Raw genomic sequence first — 20,406 nt, 5'->3', positions numbered from 1 at the left:
GACGACTGGAGCAGCGAACGACCATGTGCGACCAACACCCCACTGACTGCACGACCCCCCACGACGCCGACGCCGAGCTCGCGCGACTCGGCTTCTCGCGCCGCGACATGCTGCGCACCGCGGGCATCGTGCTCGCTGCCGGCGCGCTGACCGGTGCGCAGTCCTTCGGTGCGGGAGCGGCCCCCGCAAGCGCCCTGGGAGCGACGCGCGGCGGGTCGGACGACCCCGCGCTCACCTGGCTCGTCGGCGACCACCACGTGCACACGCAGTTCAGCCACGACGCGAAGTACCGCCTCATCCAGCAGCTCGACGCTGCCGAGCGCTACGGCGTCGACTGGCTCGCCTTCACCGAGCACGCGAACTTCTCACACGCGGAGCGGGGCGTGTTCTCGTCGCTCGAGCAGATCCAGCAGGAGCGCGACGCCCGCGAGCTGCTGATCTTCCAGGGCCTCGAGTGGTACATCCCCGCGGCCGAGCACGGCTCGGTGCTCATCGCACCCGGGCTCGACTCCGCCCGCGTGCTGCGCGCGTTCGAGCTGGCGTGGGACGGCAAGCTCAATCGCTGGGAGCGACCGGCGGATGCCGCCCAGCAGGCCGAGTGGGAGCGCCGCGCCGCCGAGGCGATCGCCTGGCTCGGCGCCCAGAAGCGCAGCGGCGTCATCGAGGACGCCGTCGTGCTCGCGAACCATCCCCTGCGACTCGGCATCGACTCTCCGCACGAGCTGCGGGCGTGGCGCGACGCCGATCCAGAGATCATGATCGGCATGGAGGGGGCGCCCGGCGCCCAGGGCTCGGCGATCAGCCAGAACACCCGCGCGGGCGACCAGCGCGGCGAGTACACCAACGCGCCGCGCGCCGACAGCTGGCCCGGGTTCCCGGCCGACGCCTACCGCCCGTACGGCGGCTTCGACTGGGCGACCGCGACGGTCGGCGGCCTGTGGGACGCGATGCTCGCCGAGGGCAAGCCGTTCTGGATCACGTCGAACTCCGACAACCACCTCACCGTCAAGGACACCTGGGTGACCGGCGCCTACCCGGCGGGCGAGCCGTACGCGAGCCTCCCGAACGAGTTCGATCGGTGGGCGGTGCTCGGCAAGCGGCCCGACCCCGTCGACACCGGTGTGCCGCAGGGCGGCAGCGACTTCTGGCCCGGGCAGTTCTCGCGGTTGCACACGGGCGTCACGACCCGGAGCTACACGGGGGTGCTGCAGGCGATGCGCCTCGGCCGGATGTGGGTCGACCACGGCCACCTGCTGAGCGGATTCGACGTGCGCGTGCGCGCGACGATGCCCGGCAAGGGTCGCGGCCGCGGCAACGGTGCCGGCGACGGTTGGGGCAATGCGGCCGGTGTCGGCGCGACGCTCGGCGGCCGGGTCGCGGCCCGTCGCGGGCAGGACGTCGAGGTGACGATCACCGTCACGACGACGCATTACGCGAACGCCGCGGGCATCGTGCCGCAGCTCGCGCACGTCGACCTCGTCGCGGGTCCGGTCACCGGGGCCGCAGCAGACCCCGATGTCGTGCGCGCCCCCGAGACCCGGGTCGTGCGACGGTTCGACACGACGACACGGCGCGGCACGTTCACGCTCACGCACGTGTTCGAGGAGGTCGACCGGCCGTTCTACGTGCGGTTCCGAGGCAGCGATGGCAAGCGCCAGGGCGCCGGGTACCACGGCGCCGCGGTCGACCCCGGCGGCCCGCTGCGCCACGGCGACGGCGAGGGCGACCCGTGGCAGGACACCTGGTTCTACGCGAACCCGGTGTTCGTCGACGTGCGCTGACCCACTGCGAGCGACAGCGGCGGTTCGGCGCCGCTGTCGCTCCCACGTCGCCCGGTTCCCCTCAGGCGAGCATCGGCTGGTCGCCGCCTCGACGCGACGACATGCCGCCGCCGCGCATGATCAGGTACACGATCGAGCCGACGAACGGCATCACGATGAGGAAGGCGACCCAGGCCGCCTTCGCCCAGCCGCTCAAGCTGTGGTCCCGGAAGATGTCGACGATCAGCACGACGAAGATGCACAGGCACGCGATTCCGACGTAGACCCAGAAGAACACGGTCAGGTAGTCCCAGAACGACATGGCCGCTCCCTTCCCGAGGTTTCGGCGGCGGTCGTGGACCGGGGGCCCGTGCCGCATTGCGGTCAGTCTCATGCTGGACGACCCGGTCGACCGATCGCATCACGTGATCTGGGTGATTCGGCGCGAGAGGGCCTTCGGTACGGTGACCGGGTCACGCGGCCTCGTCGTGCGACCTCGACGGCGGCATCGGGATGCCGCATCCGCACGACTTGGGGGAAGTCATGAAGCCAGATCGCCACGCCCGAACGATGCTGCCGATCCCCGACCGGCCGCCGCACGGGCTCACGACCTACGATGCGAAGGATCCGGACACCTCGTATCCGCCGATCGAGCCGCTGATGCCGCCCGACGGCGCACCGAACGTGCTCGTGATCCTCATCGACGACGTCGGCTTCGGCGCGTCGAGCGCGTTCGGCGGCCCGTGCGAGACGCCGAACTTCGAGAAGCTCGCCGCAGGCGGCCTGAAGTACAACCGCTTCCATACGACGGCGCTCTGCGCTCCGACGCGTCAGGCCATGTTGACCGGTCGCAACCATCACTCCGTCGGCATGGGCAGCATCACGGAGACCGCAACGTCGGCGCCCGGCAACAGCTCGCTCCGCCCGAACACCAAGGCGCCGCTCGCCATGACGCTGAAGCTCAACGGCTACTCCACCGCGCAGTTCGGCAAATGCCACGAGGTACCCGTCTGGCAGAGCTCGCCCATCGGACCGTTCGACGCCTGGCCCTCGGCCGGTGGCGGCTTCGAGACGTTCTACGGGTTCATCGGCGGTGAGAACAACCAGTGGGATCCGGCACTGTACAACGGCACCACGCCAGTGGAGCCGCCGAAGACGGCCGAGGAGGGCTACCACCTCACCGAAGACCTCGCCGACCACGCCATCGGCTGGATCCGCACGCAGAAGGCGCTCGCACCCGAGAGGCCCTTCTTCGTCTACTTCGCGCCCGGTGCCACACACGCGCCGCACCACGTGCCGAAGGAATGGCCCGAAAAGTACGCCGGGCGCTTCGCCGACGGTTGGGACGCCCAGCGCGAGACCACCTTCGCGCGCCAGAAGACACTCGGCGTGATCCCGGCCGACGCCGAGCTCACCCCCAGACACGCCGAGATCCCGGCGTGGGACGACATGCCCGACGACCTCAAGCCCGTGCTCGAACGACAGATGGAGGTCTACGCCGGATTCCTCGAGCACACCGACCACCACGTCGGCCGGGTGCTCGACGCGATCGAGGCGCTCGGGGTCATGGACGACACCCTCGTCTACGTGATCATCGGCGACAACGGGGCATCCGCCGAGGGCACCGTCAACGGCGCGTTCAACGAGATGGCGAACTTCAACGGCATGGCCGCCCTCGAGACACCCGAGTTCATGCGCTCGAAGATGGACGAGTTCGGGTCGCCGAGCTCGTACAACCACTACGCGGTCGGCTGGGCCTGGGCGATGGATGCGCCCTTCCAATGGACGAAACAGGTCGCCTCCCACTGGGGCGGCACCCGCAACGGCACGATCGTGCACTGGCCGAACGGCATTTCCGAGGAGGGCGGCCTGCGTTCGCAGTTCACGCACTGCATCGACGTCGCACCCACCATCCTCGAGGCGGCCGGGCTCCCCGAGCCGACCATGGTCAACGGCGTGCTGCAGTCGCCCATGGAGGGCACCTCGATGCTCTACTCCTTCAACGACGCGGATGCCGCGGAGCGCCACGACCTGCAGTACTTCGAGATGTTCGGCAACCGGGGCATCTACCACAAGGGATGGAGCGCGGTCACGAAACACCGCACGCCATGGGAGATGGTCGGCGGCACCGTCCCGGCCTTCGACGACGACGCGTGGGAGCTCTATGACGGCGCCGCGGGCGACTTCAGCCAGGCGCGCGACCTGTCCGCCGAGCACCCCGAGCGCCTCCACGAACTGCAGCGGCTGTGGCTCATCGAGGCGGTCAAGTACAACGTGCTTCCGATCGACGACCGCACCGGCGACCGACTGAACGCCGAGCTCGCCGGCCGGCCGACGCTCATCCGCGGGACGTCGCAGCAGTTCTTCCCGGGCATGGGGCGTCTCTCCGAGAACAGCGTCGTCAGCATCAAGAACAAGTCGTGGTCGGTGACCGCCGAGGTGGACGTGCCCGAGGGCGGCGCAAGCGGGGTGCTGATCGCCCAGGGCGGCCGATTCGGCGGATGGACGTTCTACCTGCACGAGGGGCGCCCGACCTTCTCCTACAACCTGCTCGCCATCTCCTCGTTCGTCACCCGCGCCGGCCACGCCGTTCCGCCCGGCACCCACCAGGTGCGCATGGAGTTCGCCTACGACGGCGGCGGACTCGCCAAGGGCGGGGATGTCACCCTGTACATCGACGGTGACGCAGTCGGCACCGGACGGGTCGAGGCCACCCAAGCCATGATCTTCTCCGCCGATGAGACAACCGACATCGGCTTCGAGTCCGGTACGACCGTCAGCCCCGACTACACGGCCGCCACCAGCCACTTCACCGGGCGCATCTCGTGGGTGCAGATAGATCTCGGCGACGACGACCACGACCACTTCATCGACCCCGATGAGCGCCTGCGGGTCGCCATGGCGCGGCAGTAGTCCCTCGGTTTCGACAGGCTCAACCCGCAGGATTCTGCTGGTCGAGCCTGTCGAGGGTGTCTGTCGGTCGAGCCTGTCGAGGGTGTCTGTCGGTCGAGCCTGTCGAGACCTCGGTTTCGACAGGCTCAACCTGCAGGATTCGAGCTCGGTTTCGACGAGCTCAACCCACAGGACTAGGCCGCGAGGCCGAGCCGGCGCAGGTCGTCGCCCGAGGCGCGGTACTCGTCGCCGTCGGCGATCGTGAGTTCGCGTGGCACGCGCGCGCCGTTCTGCACCTTGGCGTCGCAACCGATGCTCGCGTAGGGGCCGACGACGGCATTGCGTCCGACGACCGCACGGCGACCGATGTGGGCGTTGACGCCCACGACGGCGCGCTCGGCGACGATGGCGTCGCCCTCGACCCAGCCGCCCGGGCCGATCTGGGCGCCGCGCTGCACCTCGGCACCCGAGTCGACATAGGCCGTCGGGTCGACGAACGCGGTCGGGTCGACCTTGGCCGTCGTGGCCACGAGGCCCCGGCCGTTCACGTGCTTGCGGTAGCGACGCAGGATCCCGGCTTCGTCCTCGAACTCGACGTAACTGATGCCCACGTTCTCCTCCTTCCGGGGTGGTGACTCCACACCCGAACACTGGTACAACACCCCAGCTGACCGGGGAATTCCCGGCAGCGGCAACCCTCGAGCGCGCGCACCGGCGCGAACGCAGAATGGGAACATCCAGCGTGCATGGTTAGGCTTTCCTAAGCACTACGGATGCCGCGTCGCGGGCCGTCCGACCACTTCATCTCGCCCAGGCCCAGCCATGCCCCCAGCACCCCTGCTCGACCTCGACCACGTGAGCATCCGCCACGAGGGCGCGGACGTCGCAACCCCCGTCGACGTCTCGTTCCAGGTCGCCCGCGGCGAGGTCGTGCTGATCCTCGGCCCGAGCGGCTGCGGCAAGTCGACGCTGACGCTCGCGCTCGACGGCCTCGTGCCCCACGCCGTGCCCGCCGCCCTCGAGGGCACGGTGCGCGTTGCCGGCCTCGACACGAGCGAGCACCCCGTCGGCGTGCTGAGCGAGCACGTCGCGATGGTGTTCCAGGATCCCGACGCGCAGATCGTCACCGGCACCGTGCTCGACGAGGTGTGCTTCGCGCCCGAGAACCAGCTCGTCGAGGCATCCGAGGTGCTCGAACGCGCCGAGCGCGCACTGAAGCTCGTCGGCCTCTGGGACCGCCGCGCCGAGAACCCCGACACGCTCTCGGGCGGCGGGCGGCAGCGCCTCGCGATCGCGTGCGCGCTCGCGATGGCCGCACCGGTGCTCGTGCTCGACGAGCCGACGGCGAACCTCGACCCCGCCGGCATCGACGAGGTCTACGCGGTGCTCCGCGAGCTCGCAAGCGAACGCGACCACGCGGTCGTGCTGGTCGAGCACAACCTCGACGCGGCCGTCGACCTCGTCGACCGGGTCATCGTGCTCGACGCGAGCGGGCGCCTCGTGATCGACGGCCCCGCCCGCGAGGTCCTGCGCGAGCGCGCCGACGAACTCGTCGCCCTCGGGGTCTGGCTGCCGGTCTCGACGCTCGCGGCGATGCGGCTGCGCGACGCCGGCATCGTGCTCGACCCGCTCCCCTTGACGCCTGCAGAGCTGGCCGAGGCGCTCGACGCGCAGCCCTCGCTCCCGGCCCCGCTCAGCGAATCGTCGCCCGTGCGATCGACCGCGCTGTCACCCCGGCCGACGCTTTCGATCGGTCCGGCGACCGGGTCGACCGGTGCGATCGCCGTCATCGGCGAGACCGCGATCCGGGCCCGCGACCTCTCGGTGCGCCGCGGCGGGCGCCGCGGACCGATCGTCGTCGAGGGCGTCGACCTCGACGTGGCGGCCGGCGACTTCCTCGCGATCGTCGGCACGAACGGCGCGGGCAAGACCTCGCTGCTGCAAGCGCTCGCCGGCGTGATCCCCGCGCCTCGAGACACCGTCGACGTGCTCGGCGTCGACCCGGCACGGTGCGCCGCCCGCGAGCGCGCCCGGCGCATCGGCTTCGTCTTCCAGAACCCCGAGCACCAGTTCATCGCTCCGACGGTCGCGGAGGAACTCGCCCAGGGCCTGCACCTGCAGGGCGTCTCCGAGGCCGACGCCGTACCGCAGGTCGAGGCCATGCTGGCGCGCTTCGGCCTCGAGGCGCTGCGCGACCAGCACCCGTTCCTGCTCTCGGGCGGCCAGAAGCGGCGCCTCTCCGTCGGCACGGCGCTCATCGCCGGCGCACCCGTTCTCGCCCTCGACGAACCGACGTTCGGGCAGGACCGGGCGCGCGCTTCAGAGCTCCTCGACATGCTGCGCGGCCTCAACGACGACGGCACCACCGTGCTCGTCGTCACCCACGACCTGCAGCTCGTCGCCGACTACGCGAGCCACATCGCCGTGATGGACAGCGGTCGCCTCCTCGGTGTCGGCCCCACGGTCGAGGTGCTCGCGGGCCCGCTCGTCGAGCAGGCGGGGCTGCGCCACCCGCCGCTCGCCCGGGCCACGCGCGGTCTCGCGCGGCACGCCGACTGGCATTCGATCACGCGGATGTCGCAGCTGCCCGTCTCCTCGAAGGGCGCGTCGTGAGCGCGGCCGGCGAGGGCGGCGCCGTCACGCCCGAGGTGTCGGCGACGCCTGCCGACGGGAGCGGGGCGCACGCGGCATCCGCTGCGCTCGACCCCTTCGCCGAGCACCGCACGCAGCGCCCGTCACGCTTCCTCTACGCCCTGAACCCGCTCGCGAAGCTCGCCGCACCGGTGCCGGTCATGGTCATCGTGATGTTCAGTCGGGGCATCGCGCTGCCGCTCGCCTTCATCGTGTTCGCGGCGGCGGTGCTGCTCATCGGCGCCCGGCTGTCGGGGCGGGCGATCGCAGCGCTGCTCCTCGGCATCCCGATCGCCGCGCTCGTGCTCGGCGTCACCTTCGGCGTGTGGATCGACCCGTCGAGCGTGGCGGGCCACCCCGCGGCATCCGTCACCCTGATCTCGATCGGGGACTGGGACTTCACGCTCGCCGCCTACCTCGTGGGCTTCGCGACCGGCCTCCGCATCCTCGCGATCCTGCTGCTCTCGCTCATCGCGGGCGTCACGTCGACCGGCACCGAGTTCGTGCGGTCGATGGTGCAGAACCTGCGGGTGCCCTACCGCCTCGGCTACACCGCACTCGCGGCGCTGCGGTTCGTGCCGCGCTTCGGACACGAGCTCGAGATCATCCGGGCCGCCCACCGGGTGCGCGGCACGGATGTCGGGCGCGGGCCGGTCGCGGCCGTGCGACGTGCGGTCGGCTACATCGTGCCGCTGCTCGCCTCGGCGATCCGCCACGCCGAACGCGTCGCCCTCGCGATGGACGCCCGCGCCTTCGGTGCGCACCGCACCCGCACCGAGCGGCACTTCTCGCCGTGGCGAGTGCGCGACACGGTGTTCGTGGCGTGCTTCCTCGCGGTGAGCATCGTCATCGCCGTGCTGACCTGGGGTCGCTGAGCGCTCCGGCGAACGACGAAGGGCTGGACGGCCTGGCCGACAGACCACCGCCACAGTCCTTCAGTGCGCGAATTTACGTTACGTATACGTTTCACCCCTTCCCTTTCCCACGTCGAGAGCATTAGCCTGTGGCGCGGCGACTAAGCCGTCTCATCAACCACTGAAGGGATGTCGAGCGAGTTGATACGAAACGTAATCTTGAAACGAGGTGTCCCGATCGGGGCACTGGCCCTGCTGCTCGCCGTTCCAGCCACCGTCGCGACGAGCGCGGCCGCCGAAACACCGGCCTGCGGCTCAGTGCTCGGTACCGACAGCCTCCCGGCTGCGTTCGCCGCCGCATCGACGACCTTCGACGTGCCCGAGGATCTGCTGGCGGGCCTGTCGTATACGCAGTCCCGATGGGACGGACACGACGGCACCGTCAGCGCCGACGGCGGATACGGCATGTTCAACCTTCTCGACCACGCCCCGACCCTCGAGCGCGGCGGCACCGCGACGGACTCGGAGCGCGAGGGCGCGTCGCCCCTCGACCGCGCCGCGGAGCTGACCGGACTCGACGAATCGCTGATCATGGCCGACGACGCGGCCAACGTGTGCGGTGCGGCCGCCCTGCTCGCCGATTACGCCGGCCCCGAGGCTGACGCCGACGTCCCCGCCTCGTACGCGAGCGCGATCGACCGGTTCAGCGACTCCGACCGGTTCTCGGAGCGCGTCTTCGCGACGATCCGGGCCGGCGCCGAACGCAAGCTCGCCGACGGCACGTCGGTGGCGCTCGCGGCCGACCCGACCCTCGTCCAGACCGCGACCGCCGAGAACGATCCCGGCACCGACTGCCCCGCGGGCCTCGGGTGCGAGTGGATCGAGGCGCCCTACGCGAAGTCCGACCCCGCCGCCCCCGACGACACCGGCTCCTACGGCAACCACGACCTCGCCGACCGCACGGGCGAGGGCGGCCCGACGATCGACTACATCGTGATCCACGGCACCGAAGGCTCGTACTCGACCACCCTCAACCTCGTGCAGGACCCCGACTACCTGGCCTGGAACTACACGCTCCGCTCGTCCGACGGGCACGTGGCGCAGCACCTGGACCCGAAGGACGTCGGCTGGCACGCCGGCAACTGGTACGTGAACATGCACTCGATCGGTCTCGAGCACGAGAGCTACGCCGGCACATCCGGGTGGTTCACCGAGGCGATGTACCAGTCCTCCGCCGCCCTCGTGAAGCACCTCGCGGGCGAGTACGACATCCCGCTCGACCGCGCGCACATCATCGGACACGACCAGATCCCTGGCACGGTCAACGGCAACACCGCGTCGCAGCACTGGGACCCGGGCCCTTACTGGGACTGGGACCACTACTTCGAGCTCCTCGGTGCGCCGCTCGGCGGCGCCGCCACGACCGACGTGCAGGCCGGCGACCTCGTCTCGGTCGTCGCAGGTTCGGCCGACAACGTGCAGACCCTGACCGGGTGCAGCTACCGAGACGCCACGACCGGCGCCGCGACGACCGGCTGCGCGACGGACACCCGGGTCAACTACGTGGATGCGTACGCCGCTCCGAGCACGACCGCGCAAAAGGCGACGGACCCCAACCAGAAGACGAGCGGCTCGCAGCTCGTCTCGAACGTCGCGAGCCGGATCACCTCGGGCGCGCCGCTCGTGGTCGTCGCGACCGACGGTGAATGGGTGCAGGTCTCGTGGGCCGGTGCCGACGTCTGGGTGCGCAACCCGGCAGCCGCCCCGGTGCTGCGTCTGACGACGGCGGCGACGCTGGGCAACGCGGGTGCAGCGCCGGTGTCCGTCTACGGCCGCGCCTACCCCGAGGCCGAGGCCTACGCCGGCACCGACGTCGGCGTGCAGGGCATCTCTGCGCTCGAGGCCACGATCGCCCCAGGTCAGTCGTACGTGGTCGCCGACGACGAGGTCGCCGCCGACTACTACAACGCGCTCACCTTCGACGGGAGCATCCCGGGCGACCGCACCGACGTCGTCGGCACGACCGACTACGACCAGCTGTGGTTCGCGCACCGGTTCGTCTACGCGAAGGCGTCGGAGCTCGCCCTCCGCACGGCCGAGCAGAACCGGAACGCCGTCGAGGGCACCGGGGCGCCGACCGTCTCGGGCTCCGCTCGTGTGGGCTCGCGGATCGAGGCCACGACCGGCACCTGGTCGCGCAGCAGCCTCACCGGCTTCGTCTACCAGTGGCTCGCCGACGGCACGCCGATCGACGGTGCCACGGAGTCCTCGTTGACGCTCACCCCGGCCCTCGTCGGCAGCGACCTCTCGGTGCGCGTCACCACGGCAGACCCCGTGTTCGCCGTCGTGGCGCAGGAGTCGACCGCCACCCGGGTCCAGCCGGGCACGATCGACGAGCTCCTGGCTCCGAAGGTCGCCGGCAGAGCGAGCGTCGGCCGTACCCTGACCGTCGACACCGGCGCCTGGTCGCCTGAGGGCGAGGTCGCCGTGCAGTGGCTCCGCGACGGCGAGCCGGTGCGCGGTGCGACGAAGACCGAATATCGGTTGAACGGCCACGACCTGCGTCACCACGTGTCGGTGCGCATCACGGTCACGGCCCCGGGCTACGCCTCGAAGACGGTCGTCACCGATGCCGTGCGCGTCACCGCGGGCACGGCGCCGCACGGGCACGGCGGACACGGCGGGCACACGCTCGGGTAGCCGAGCGCTCCGGCGAACGACGAAGGGCCGGACGGTCTCCCGTCCGGCCCTTCGTTGCGAGCTGATGCTACTGCGGGGCTTCGGTGCCCTCGATCTCCACGAGGAAGACGAGGGTCTGTCCGCCGAGCTGGTGCGCCGCGGCATCCGTGCCGTACGCGTACTCCGGCGGGATCGTGACGATGAGCTTGGTGCCGACCTTCTGGCCGACGAGGGCGGCGCCGAAGCCCTGGATGACGCCGTCGGTCGTGAACGTCGACGGCGTGCCTCGGGTGTAGCTCTGGTCGAAGATCTCACCGGTCGTCCAGCTGATGCCCTGGTACTGCACGGTGACGCTGTCGCCGGCCTTCACCGTGTCGCCGTCGCCCTCTTCGAGCACCTTCATCTGCAGTTCGGTCGAGGGCTCGGTGTCGGGCAGGGTGACCGTGGGCGGCTCACCCTCGGCGCCGAACTTCACCTCGGGCACGTTCTCGGTCCACTTGCCGGGCTTCAGCGGCTCCTGCACCTCGACGACGTCGATGACGATGACGACCGTCTCGCCGGCCGCGACGCCGATGCTCTCGTTGCCGGTTTCGCCGTAGAGCGTCGCCGCGGGAGCGACGGTCACGGTGCGCGAGCCGACGGGCACGCAGTCGATGCCCGCGAGGAACGACTCGAAGACCTGCTCGTCGCCGACCTTGATCGTGGTCGGCTGCGAGAAGAGCGTCTTGCCGGTCGTGCCCGAGAACGCCGTCACGACGACGTTCATCGGGTCACCCGACGCGGTCTCGTCACCGTCGCCCTCGATGGCGACCGTGCGCTCGAGCTCGTCGGCCTCGAGCGGCATGGTGAACGTGGCGGTCGGCGTTCCGGCGAACTCGCCCTCGACCTTCACGCCGTCGCTGAGCTCTCCGGCCGTGACGTCCATGCACTCCGCAGCCGCGTCGGGCGTCTTCGTCGCTTCGGGCTCCGAGCCGCTGGCACAGCCGACGAGGAGCAGGGCGGTCGCGGAGGCGAGCGCGAGGGGCGCGGCACGGCGCATGGCACGGTTCATGGGAGGACGACTCGTTTCGGTCAGGGTTGGAATCCCTCCAGTCTGCACCGTTCGGCTTTCGATTGGCTGAGTCCATGGTCACGGAATCTGCACGATCCGCGTCGCGCACCCTGCGCGACATAGCAGGGCGAGCCGCCGCAATCCGCGCGATCAGCGCTGATCAGGGCCACAATGGGCGGATGGGGGACAAGTTGGGGGAACCTGATCTCGCTGGAGGATTCGCGGCTGCGGCCGCGGCATCCATCGAGCTCGACGACGCGCTGTGGAATCCGATCTCGACCGCGGCGGTGGCGAGGGCGCATCCGCGGTTCGACGAGCTCGTGCTCGACGCCTGCTGCGGCGACGGCGCATCCGCACTGCCGACGGCCGAGCTCGTCGGACCCGGCGGTGTCGTCGACGCGGTCGACTTCGCCGAACCGCTCGTCGACGCGGCACGCGAGCGAGCGGGCGAGCGGATGCCGCAGCTCCGGCTGCACGTCGCCGACGTCACGACGTGGGAGCCCGCCGGCTACGACCTCGTGCAGTGCGTGCTCGGGGTCTTCCACTTCCCCGACCTCGACGCCGGCACGCGTCACCTGATCGAACGTGCACGGCCGGCCGGACGGGTCGCGATCACCGTGTGGGCGCGCGGCGCGTTCGATCCGCTGCCCGAGCTGCTCGCCGAGGCGCTGCCCGACGGCGGCGCATCGCTCGACGCCGCCGTGCCTCGTGCCGCGGGCCTCGAATCGATCGACACGGCGGGCAGCCTCGCGCAGTGGCTCACGGGGCTCGGCCTCGCGGGCGTGCGGGCGCACGCCGTGCAACGGCACCTCGATCTGACGCCCGAGCTGTTGTGGCCCCTCGTCGAGGGCACCGCGCTGCGATTCATGCTCGGCGGCCTCGGCGCCCCGGCGGTCGAGAAGGTGCGCAAGCGCTTCCTCGCGGCGGTCGAGGCGCGCGACGTGCCCTCCGTCGACGTGACGACGCTCATCGCGATCGGTCAGCGTCCGGCATAGGCGTGTCGATCTCGAACACGTCGAAATCGCGTGTTGACCTTGACCTAAGGTCACGGTGCAGGCTGACGATATGAACACGACGAAGGCAACGACAGCAACCGATTCCGACACGACCTGGACCGGCATGGTGCCGGTCGACGACACGGCCCTGGCGGTTACCGACACCGGTGGATCCGGCATCCCCGTGGTCTACCTGAACGGCTCGTACGCCTCGAAGCGGCACTGGCGGCGCGTCATCGCCGACCTCGGTCCGGGCCTGCGCCACATCACCTTCGACGAGCGGGCGCGCGGCGGGTCGAAGCAGTCCGCCGACTACTCGTTCGAGGCATGCGTGCGCGACATCGACGCCGTCCTCGAGGCGAGGGGTGTCGACCGGCCCCTGCTGGTGGGCTGGTCGTACGGAGCGCTGCTGGGCGTGCACTGGGCCAGCAGGAACCCGGATCGCGCGGTGGGCGTGGTGGGCGTCGACGGCCCCTACCCCGTCGGCTGGACCGACGAGGCCGGCCACGACGAGATCCGGAAGGTGTTCCGCCGGATGAAGCCGATGATGCCGTTGGTTCGCCCGATGGGTCTGGCGGCGCGGTTCTCCGCCGAGACGCATGCGGATCTCGCCATCGAGTCCCACCTGCTGCACGCTGCCGTCGGCCCGATCCTCGACGGCCTGACCGTCCCGGTGCGGTATGTCGTCGCTTCCGGCGAGGCCGTCGGCAGCCGTGACGACCTGCAGGAGCAGATGCGCAAGGCCCTCGACCCGCTGCTGGCCAGCAACCCGAATCTGAAGGTGAGCGCGAAGGTCTCCAGCAACCACGGGAGCATCCTTCGGAAGGACTCCCCCGCCGTCGCCGCAGCCGTGCGCGAGGTCGTCGCCCTCGAGCGGCAGGGTCGTTGACCGCATGATGGGCGGACTCGCGATCGGGCAGGCGGCGGCATACGCCGAGGTCACGGTGAAGACCGTGCGGCACTACCACCGGCTCGGGCTGGTGGACGAACCCCGACGAGACAGCTCCGGGTACCGGCGCTACGGATCGGAGGAGCTGCTGCGGCTGGTCCAGGTTCGGACTCTGGCGACCGCCGGTGTGCCGCTCGCCGAGATCGGTGCGCTGCTCGACGCCGACGCCGGGCAGTTCACGGCCGCCATCGCCGACGTCGAGCGACGGTTGAACGATCGGATCACGGATCTGATCGCCCGTCGCGACACGCTGCACCGGCTCGCCGACGGCGACCGGGCGTTGCTGCCCGATCGCGCGTGCGCGGTGCTCGACATGATGCGCGATCTCGGGTTCGATGCCGAGTACGTCGCCGGTCAACGCGAGGGCCTGGTGCTGGCCCGGGCGCTGCTGCCGGGCGGCTTCGACGGCTTCCTGACCCAGCTCGAACTGCGGCTCGACGACGCCGGCTACGTCGAACTGACGAAGCGCGGCTGGGAGGCGGAGGGATGGGACCAGAACGACCCGCGCATCGAGGAACTCGCGATCGCCACAGCCGACCTCTACCTCGCCAACCCGTCCCTGATGGGGGATCCCGACATCATGCGCGCTTGGATCGAAGCGTCGACCAAGTACGCGCTGATCAACAACCACGGCGAGGTTCAGGCGCCGATCTCGACGAAGCTGACCGCACTGACCGAGGCCAGGCTCCGGGCCGCGGGCGTGCCCGTGCCGCGCGAGTGAACCGCTATTCGACCGGCGAGACTCCCGTGGCGACCGGGCGGGTCTCGTCGTTCGACCACTGGCTCCATGAACCGGGGTAGAGCGCCGCGCCGATGCCGGCGATCGCGAGTGCGGCGACCTCGTGCGCCGCGGTGACACCCGATCCGCAGTACGCGGCGACCGGCACTCCCCCGGTGACGCCGACGCCCGCGAAGTGCTCGCGCAGCTCCTCTGCCGACTTGAATCGGCCGTCGGCGTCGAGGTTCTCGCCGCTCGGCGCCGACCGTGCGCCCGGGATGTGCCCGGCCCGCGGGTCGATCGGTTCGACCTCGCCGCGGTAGCGCGGCGCACCTCGGGCGTCGAGCAGCACGCCCGTGGCCGGGAACGCGGCGGCCTCGTCGATGTCGACCACCGGCATCCCGCCGAAGTGCGCGGTCGCGTCGCCGGGCTCGGGCACGACGTCGCCGGTGTCGAGCGGATGCCCCGCCTCCCGCCATGCGGCCAAGCCGCCGTCGAGCATGCGCACGTCGGCCACCCCGGCATGCCGGAGCAGCCACCACGCCCGTGCGGAGGACTGGTTGCCGAGGTCGTCCATCACGACGACGACGTCGCCGTCGCGCAGGCCCCAGCGTCGCATCGCGCTGGTGAAGGCCCCCTCGGTCGGCAGCGGGTGCCGCCCCTGTCCGGCCAGGTCGTGGTCGGCGAGCTCGGCGTCGAGGTCGACGTACACGGCACCGGGCACGTGGCCTGCACGGTACGCCTCGGTGCCGTCGGGCTCCGCGAGCGACCAGCGCACGTCGAGCACGACGGTGAGCTCCCCCGAGGAGAGACGGGCGGCGAGCTCTTCGGCGGTGATGAGGATCGGCATGACTCCATCCTGCCCCGCCCGCGGCACGCCGACCAACGGGCGAAATGCTCAGCGCTTACGACACGGATGCCGTTCCGCACAGGCGATCTGCCCGCAACATCCGTGCCTGCATTGCAGAACGACGTCTTGCGGATGCCTCCTTACGCACCGTATCTTCGAGGGTGTTGAAATAGTGACCGAATGGTCGGTCATGAATCCCTACTCAATGACGAGAACCCGTGAGGGCTCAAAGGAGAGTTCACCCATGCACCGTGCGCAGCGCCGTCTGCTCCTCCCCGCCGCGGTCGCGGCATCCATCGCACTCGCCCTGACCGGGTGCGGCGCCTCGAACTTCGGTGGCGACTCGGGCGATTCCGCCTCCGAAGAGGGCCCCATCAAGATCGGCGCCGTGCTCGACATCACGGGTGTCGGCGCGAACCTCGGCGTGCCCGAGCAGAACACGCTCAACATGCTCGCCGAACAGCTGAACGCCGAAGGCGGCATCGACGGCCGCGAGGTCGAGCTCATCATCAAGGACAACCAGTCCACCGAAGACGGCGCGGCCAAGGCCACGACCCAGCTCATCGAGAACGACGACGTCGACCTCATCATCGGCTCCTCGCGCACCGGCCCCTCGCTCGCGATGCGCCCGCTCGTCGAGGCCGCACAGGTGCCGACGATCTCGGTCGCCGCGAACGCCGCGATCGTCGACGGCTCCGAGTGGGTCTTCAAGACCGCGCAGAACGACCTCGTCGTGCTCGAGCGCATCCTCGATGACGCCGCTTCGAAGGGCTACACCAAGATCGCGCTCGTGCGCGACGCCACCGGCTTCGGCGAGGGCATCGCCGACATCATCACCGAACTCGGCGAGGAGCGCGGAATCACGCTCACCGCGACCGAGTCGTTCGAGCCCAGCGCGACCGACTTCACCGCGCAGATGACGAACATCCGCGCGGCCGACGCCGACGCAGTCATCATCTGGGGCATCACCCCGTCGGCCGGTCTCGCCCAGGCCGCCTACGTGCAGCTCGGCGTGAACAAGCCGGTCTACCAGTCGCACGGTGTCGCCAACGACGCGTTCTTCGAGGCCGCCGGCCCCGCAGCCGACGGCGTCATCGCCCCGATGGGTCGCCTGCTGGTCGCCGACGAGCTCAGCGACGACGACCCCCAGAAGCCGGTCATCGACCAGTTCATCGCCGACTACACCGAGGAGTTCGGCAGCGCGCCCTCGAGCTTCGCGGGTCACGCCTACGACGCCTGGCTCGTCGGCACGAAGGCCCTCGAGTCCGCAGGCACCGAGCCGCAGGCGCTCCGCGACGCGATCGAGTCGACGGCCGACCTCGTCGGCATCTCGGGCATCTTCACGATGACCCCCGAGAACCACTCGGGCCTCACCGCGGACGCGCTCATCATGGCGCTCGCCGAGGGCGGCCGCTGGACCCTCTACGAAGAGTGAGCGGCATCCGTTGATCGACTTCCTCCAGCTGACGGTGGCAGGGCTCTCACAGGGGTCCGTGTACGCCCTGCTCGCCGTCGGCCTCATCGCCACCTACACGGTGCGGCACGTCGTGAACATCGCCCAGGGCGACTACGCGACGCTGGCCGGCCTCGGCAGCATCTCGCTCGTCACGGCCGGCCTGCCGCTGCCCGTCGCCATCCTCATCGCGCTCATCTCGGTGACGCTCGCCTCGGTGCTCATCGAGCGACTCGTCATCGCGCGCGTGAAGAACCTGACGACGCTCGTCTCGATCATCCTGACCCTCGGCGTCTCGACGCTGCTGCAGGCGATCATGCTCCTCATCTGGGGTGCGGAGGCGAAGCGCCTGCCGGCCTTCCCCGGCAGTGACCTCACCCTCGGGGGCGTCAGCATCCGCTCGCAGGAACTCTGGATGCTCGGCGCCCTCGTGGTGGTCGGCGGCGGCGTGCTGCTCTTCTACGAGAAGACCCGCTGGGGCAAGGCGCTGCGCGCCAGCGCCGAGCAGCCGGTCGCGGCCCGCATCGTCGGCATCTCGCCGGCTGTGGCCTCCGTCATCGCCTTCGCGATCGCCGGATTCGTGGGCGCGACGGCTGGCGTGGTCAGTTCGCCGATCTACCTCTCGATCTGGTCGGGCGGCCTGCTGCTCGGCCTCAAGGGCTTCGTGGCGGCGGTGCTCGGCGGGCTCGTCTCGTTCCGGGCGGCGATCGTCGGCGCGCTGCTGCTCGGCATCATCGAGTCGTACGTCGCCGGCTACGTGGCATCCGGTTGGAAGGACGCGGTCGCGTTCTTCATCCTCATCATCGTGCTGATCATCCGACCGGCCGGCCTCGTGCTGCGCCCGAACGCCGTGAGGGTCTGAGATGTCCTACCTGAACAAGGCCGCCATGCGGTCGAAGACCGGCTTCTGGCCCAACAACCGCGGCACGATCCTCGGCGTCGCGGCGTTCGCGGTGGTCATCGCGATCATCCCGTTCACGGCGAGCTCGTCGATGATGAACATCGCCGTCTTCTCGATGATCTTCGCGCTGCCCGCGATCGGCCTGTCGCTGCTCATGGGCCTCGCCGGCCAGGTGAGCCTCGGCCAGGCGGCGTTCTTCGCGATCGGCGCGTACACGCACGCGATCCTGCTGCAGAAGTTCGAGATGCCCGGCCCCGTCGCCGCGGTCGGCGGGGTCGCCGCGGCGATGCTCGCGGCGCTCCTCATCGGCCTGCCGATGCTGCGCTTGCGCGGCCACTACCTCGCGCTCGCGACGCTCGGGCTCGGCTTCATCGTCATGATCGCCGTGCGCGAGTGGGAGTTCACCGGCCGCACGACGGGCATCTACGGCTACGGCCGGCCCGAGGTCTTCGGAATCCCGATCGACAACAACGGACTCTTCTTCTGGTTCGTCGCGCCGTTCGTGCTCATCGGCCTCGTGCTCGCGCTGAACCTCACCCGTTCGCGGGCGGGCCGGGCGCTCTCGGCGGTCAACGACTCCGAGCTCGCCGCCGAGTCGCTCGGCGTGAACACCTACGCCCTGCGCGTGAAGGTCTTCACCCTCTCGGCGGGCTTCGCGGGCCTCGGCGGCGTCTTCTACGCCTACCAGGTGCAGATCGTCTCACCGCAGGTCGCCGAGTTCCACGTCTCGGTCGAGCTGCTGCTGATGGTCGTGCTCGGCGGTCTCGGCTCGGTCTGGGGCGCCGTCGCCGGCGCGTTCATCGTGGAGCTCCTCTCCGAGGGCCTCCGCGACCTGATCCCCGCCATCATCCCGGGCGCGACGGGCGAGGTGCAGCTCATCGGCTACGGCCTGGTGCTGATCCTCGTGATCATCCTGCTGCCGGGCGGTCTCTACCAGGTCGTGAAATCGGCCTGGGCAGCCATCACGAGACGGCGAGCGGATGCCTCGGCGAAGCGCTCCCCCGTCATCGCCGCCGCCGACGACGACGGCTCGGGCGAGGTGCCCACCCGCGCGTTCGGCGGACTGCCGAGCGAGACCACGGCCGGCGACGGGCTCGACGAGGTCGCGGATGCCGCGGCATCCGATGCCCGGATTCCGACCGTCTCGACGCCGGTGGCCGCCGGCGAGCCGATCCTCGAGGTGTCGGGGCTCACGAAGCGCTATGGCGGCGTGGTCGCCGTCGACGACGTGACGCTCACGGTGCCCGCCGGGCAGATCATGGGCCTCATCGGCCCGAACGGCGCGGGCAAGACGACGTGCTTCAACATGATCACGGGCGCGATCGCGCCGACGTCGGGCACGGTGCGCTTCCTCGGCGAGGAGATCCAGGGCCGCAAGCCGCACGTCGGTGCCGAGGCCGGGCTCACCCGCACGTTCCAGAACCTGCAGGTGTTCTCGTCGACCGACGTCGTCGGCAACGTCTACATGGGTCGCTACCGCAAGGGCCGGGCCGGCATCCTCCGCGGCATGTTCGGGCTCCAGGGCCGCGAGCAGTACGCCCACGAGGAGATCGCCCGCGACATCCTCGACTCGATGCGCCTCGGAGACGTCGCTGGCCTCGCCGCCGGCGACCTGCCGTTCGGCCGTCAGCGCATGATGGAGGTGTGCCGCGCGCTCGCCGCCGAGCCCGCGCTGCTGCTGCTCGACGAGCCCATGGCCGGACTCTCGGGCAGCGAGCGCGAGCTGCTCGCGCAGCTGCTGCGGTCGCTGCGCGACGCCGGTCTCACGATCGTGCTCGTCGAGCACGACGTCGCACAGGTGATGGCGCTCGCCGACTCGGTCGCGGTGCTCGACGACGGCGTGCTCATCGCGCACGGCGACCCCGAGTCGGTGCGCAACGATCCGGCGGTCATCGTCGCCTACCTCGGCACCGATGCCGAAGAGGCCGAGGCCGAGCTCAAGGAACTGGAGGACCAGTCATGACCCTCGCCGTCGAAGGCCTCGACGCGGGCTACGGCAAGCTCGCGATCCTGCACGAGGTGAGCCTCTCGGTCGCACCCGGTGAGATCGTGACCGTCGTCGGCTCGAACGGCGCCGGCAAGACGACGCTCCTGCGTGCGCTCAACGGCCTGATCCGTCCGACCGCCGGCGCCGTGACGATCGACGGCGTCGACATCACGGGCAAGCCGACCGAGAAGATGGCGGCGCTCGGACTCACCCACGTGCCCGAGAACCGCCTGTGCTTCCCGACGCTGTCGGTGCGCGACAACCTCATGCTTGGCGCCTGGAGCCGCGGCGGCAAGGGCGACCTCGCGGCCGTGCTCGAGCTCTTCCCGCGGCTGCAACCACGGCTCGGTCAGGCGGCGGGCACGCTCTCGGGCGGAGAGCAGCAGATGGTCGCGATCGGCCGGGGCCTCATGGCCGCGCCGAAGGCGATCATGCTCGACGAACCGTCGATCGGGCTCGCGCCGAAGGTCGTCGCCGAGATCATGAAGGTGCTCACCGAGCTGCGCGGGCGCGGCATGGCGGTGCTGCTCGTCGAGCAGAACGTGCGCGCCTCGTTCGGCATCGCCGACCGTGCCGTGGTCATGCAGCGCGGCCGCGTCGTGCTCGAGGGCACGCCGGCGGAGCTCGTCGAGCTGCCCGAGGTGCGCAACGCCTACCTCGGCGGCGCGGCGGCGTGACGTCGGCTG

At 70.5% G+C, this 20,406-nt stretch carries 16 protein-coding genes; 12 read left to right on the top strand and 4 right to left on the bottom strand.

Annotated features, from left to right (window positions below):
- Positions 1-23: 23 nt before the first annotated feature.
- Entirely contained in the window at positions 24-1,781 is a 1,758-nt protein-coding gene (locus BUR99_RS07785; protein WP_074259802.1) for a PHP domain-containing protein, read from the top strand.
- Between the two features lie 61 nt (positions 1,782-1,842).
- On the opposite strand, the gene BUR99_RS07780 is transcribed toward BUR99_RS07785, so the two are convergent.
- Positions 1,843-2,082 (bottom strand): PLDc N-terminal domain-containing protein, encoded by a 240-nt coding sequence (locus BUR99_RS07780; RefSeq protein WP_074259801.1) that lies wholly within the window; start codon positions 2,080-2,082, stop codon positions 1,843-1,845.
- A 221-nt stretch (positions 2,083-2,303) separates the two neighbouring features.
- On the opposite strand from BUR99_RS07780, the gene BUR99_RS07775 reads away from it, so the two are divergent.
- Positions 2,304-4,673 (top strand): arylsulfatase, encoded by a 2,370-nt coding sequence (locus BUR99_RS07775; protein WP_074259800.1) that lies wholly within the window; start codon positions 2,304-2,306, stop codon positions 4,671-4,673.
- Positions 4,674-4,846: 173 nt separating this feature from the next.
- On the opposite strand, the gene BUR99_RS07770 is transcribed toward BUR99_RS07775, so the two are convergent.
- Positions 4,847-5,263 (bottom strand): hypothetical protein, encoded by a 417-nt coding sequence (locus tag BUR99_RS07770; RefSeq protein WP_074259799.1) that lies wholly within the window; start codon positions 5,261-5,263, stop codon positions 4,847-4,849.
- Between the two features lie 211 nt (positions 5,264-5,474).
- On the opposite strand from BUR99_RS07770, the gene BUR99_RS07765 reads away from it, so the two are divergent.
- From BUR99_RS07765 to BUR99_RS07755, 3 genes are all read left to right on the top strand, one after another.
- Positions 5,475-7,265 (top strand): ABC transporter ATP-binding protein, encoded by a 1,791-nt coding sequence (locus BUR99_RS07765; RefSeq protein ID WP_074259798.1) that lies wholly within the window; start codon positions 5,475-5,477, stop codon positions 7,263-7,265.
- Positions 7,262-8,158, top strand: coding sequence for an energy-coupling factor transporter transmembrane component T (locus tag BUR99_RS07760; RefSeq protein ID WP_234980786.1), 897 nt, complete (start codon positions 7,262-7,264; stop codon positions 8,156-8,158). Before BUR99_RS07765 ends, BUR99_RS07760 begins: the two co-directional genes overlap by 4 nt.
- A gap of 198 nt (positions 8,159-8,356) precedes the next feature.
- Positions 8,357-10,837, top strand: coding sequence for an N-acetylmuramoyl-L-alanine amidase (locus tag BUR99_RS07755; RefSeq protein WP_159440963.1), 2,481 nt, complete (start codon positions 8,357-8,359; stop codon positions 10,835-10,837).
- A gap of 67 nt (positions 10,838-10,904) precedes the next feature.
- On the opposite strand, the gene BUR99_RS07750 is transcribed toward BUR99_RS07755, so the two are convergent.
- Complete coding sequence (locus tag BUR99_RS07750; protein WP_074259796.1) at positions 10,905-11,867, bottom strand: FKBP-type peptidyl-prolyl cis-trans isomerase; 963 nt, start codon at positions 11,865-11,867, stop codon at positions 10,905-10,907.
- Positions 11,868-12,046: 179 nt separating this feature from the next.
- Between BUR99_RS07750 and BUR99_RS07745 the strand changes: the two genes are divergently transcribed.
- The 3 genes from BUR99_RS07745 to BUR99_RS07735 all read left to right on the top strand — a co-directional run bounded on the left by BUR99_RS07745 (position 12,047) and on the right by BUR99_RS07735 (position 14,532).
- On the top strand, positions 12,047-12,862 hold the full coding sequence (locus BUR99_RS07745) for a class I SAM-dependent methyltransferase (protein WP_074259795.1): 816 nt from the start codon (positions 12,047-12,049) through the stop codon (positions 12,860-12,862).
- A gap of 70 nt (positions 12,863-12,932) precedes the next feature.
- Positions 12,933-13,751 carry an alpha/beta fold hydrolase gene (locus BUR99_RS07740; protein ID WP_074260288.1) on the top strand — a complete coding sequence of 273 codons (819 nt, stop codon included), beginning with the start codon at positions 12,933-12,935 and terminating at the stop codon, positions 13,749-13,751.
- A 4-nt stretch (positions 13,752-13,755) separates the two neighbouring features.
- A complete protein-coding gene (locus BUR99_RS07735; protein WP_074259794.1) occupies positions 13,756-14,532 on the top strand; it encodes a helix-turn-helix domain-containing protein in 777 nt (258 codons plus the stop codon).
- A gap of 4 nt (positions 14,533-14,536) precedes the next feature.
- Here BUR99_RS07735 and BUR99_RS07730 read toward each other — a convergent pair whose 3' ends face one another.
- A complete protein-coding gene (locus BUR99_RS07730) occupies positions 14,537-15,379 on the bottom strand; it encodes a sulfurtransferase (protein WP_074259793.1) in 843 nt (280 codons plus the stop codon).
- A gap of 244 nt (positions 15,380-15,623) precedes the next feature.
- On the opposite strand from BUR99_RS07730, the gene BUR99_RS07725 reads away from it, so the two are divergent.
- Genes BUR99_RS07725 through BUR99_RS07710 form a run of 4 tightly spaced genes read left to right on the top strand, consistent with a single transcriptional unit; the run spans position 15,624 to position 20,397 of the window.
- Positions 15,624-16,814 (top strand): ABC transporter substrate-binding protein, encoded by a 1,191-nt coding sequence (locus tag BUR99_RS07725; protein ID WP_074259792.1) that lies wholly within the window; start codon positions 15,624-15,626, stop codon positions 16,812-16,814.
- A 10-nt stretch (positions 16,815-16,824) separates the two neighbouring features.
- Entirely contained in the window at positions 16,825-17,694 is an 870-nt protein-coding gene (locus tag BUR99_RS07720; protein WP_074259791.1) for a branched-chain amino acid ABC transporter permease, read from the top strand.
- Between the two features lies 1 nt (position 17,695).
- Entirely contained in the window at positions 17,696-19,696 is a 2,001-nt protein-coding gene (locus BUR99_RS07715; protein ID WP_074259790.1) for a branched-chain amino acid ABC transporter ATP-binding protein/permease, read from the top strand.
- Complete coding sequence (locus BUR99_RS07710; RefSeq protein ID WP_074259789.1) at positions 19,693-20,397, top strand: ABC transporter ATP-binding protein; 705 nt, start codon at positions 19,693-19,695, stop codon at positions 20,395-20,397. The genes BUR99_RS07715 and BUR99_RS07710 overlap by 4 nt, the downstream gene beginning before the upstream one ends.
- Positions 20,398-20,406: the final 9 nt, after the last annotated feature.

The organism is Agromyces cerinus subsp. cerinus, assembly GCF_900142065.1.
GTDB classification, from domain to species: domain Bacteria; phylum Actinomycetota; class Actinomycetes; order Actinomycetales; family Microbacteriaceae; genus Agromyces; species Agromyces cerinus.
This window is presented reverse-complemented; position numbering and strand designations above follow the sequence as displayed.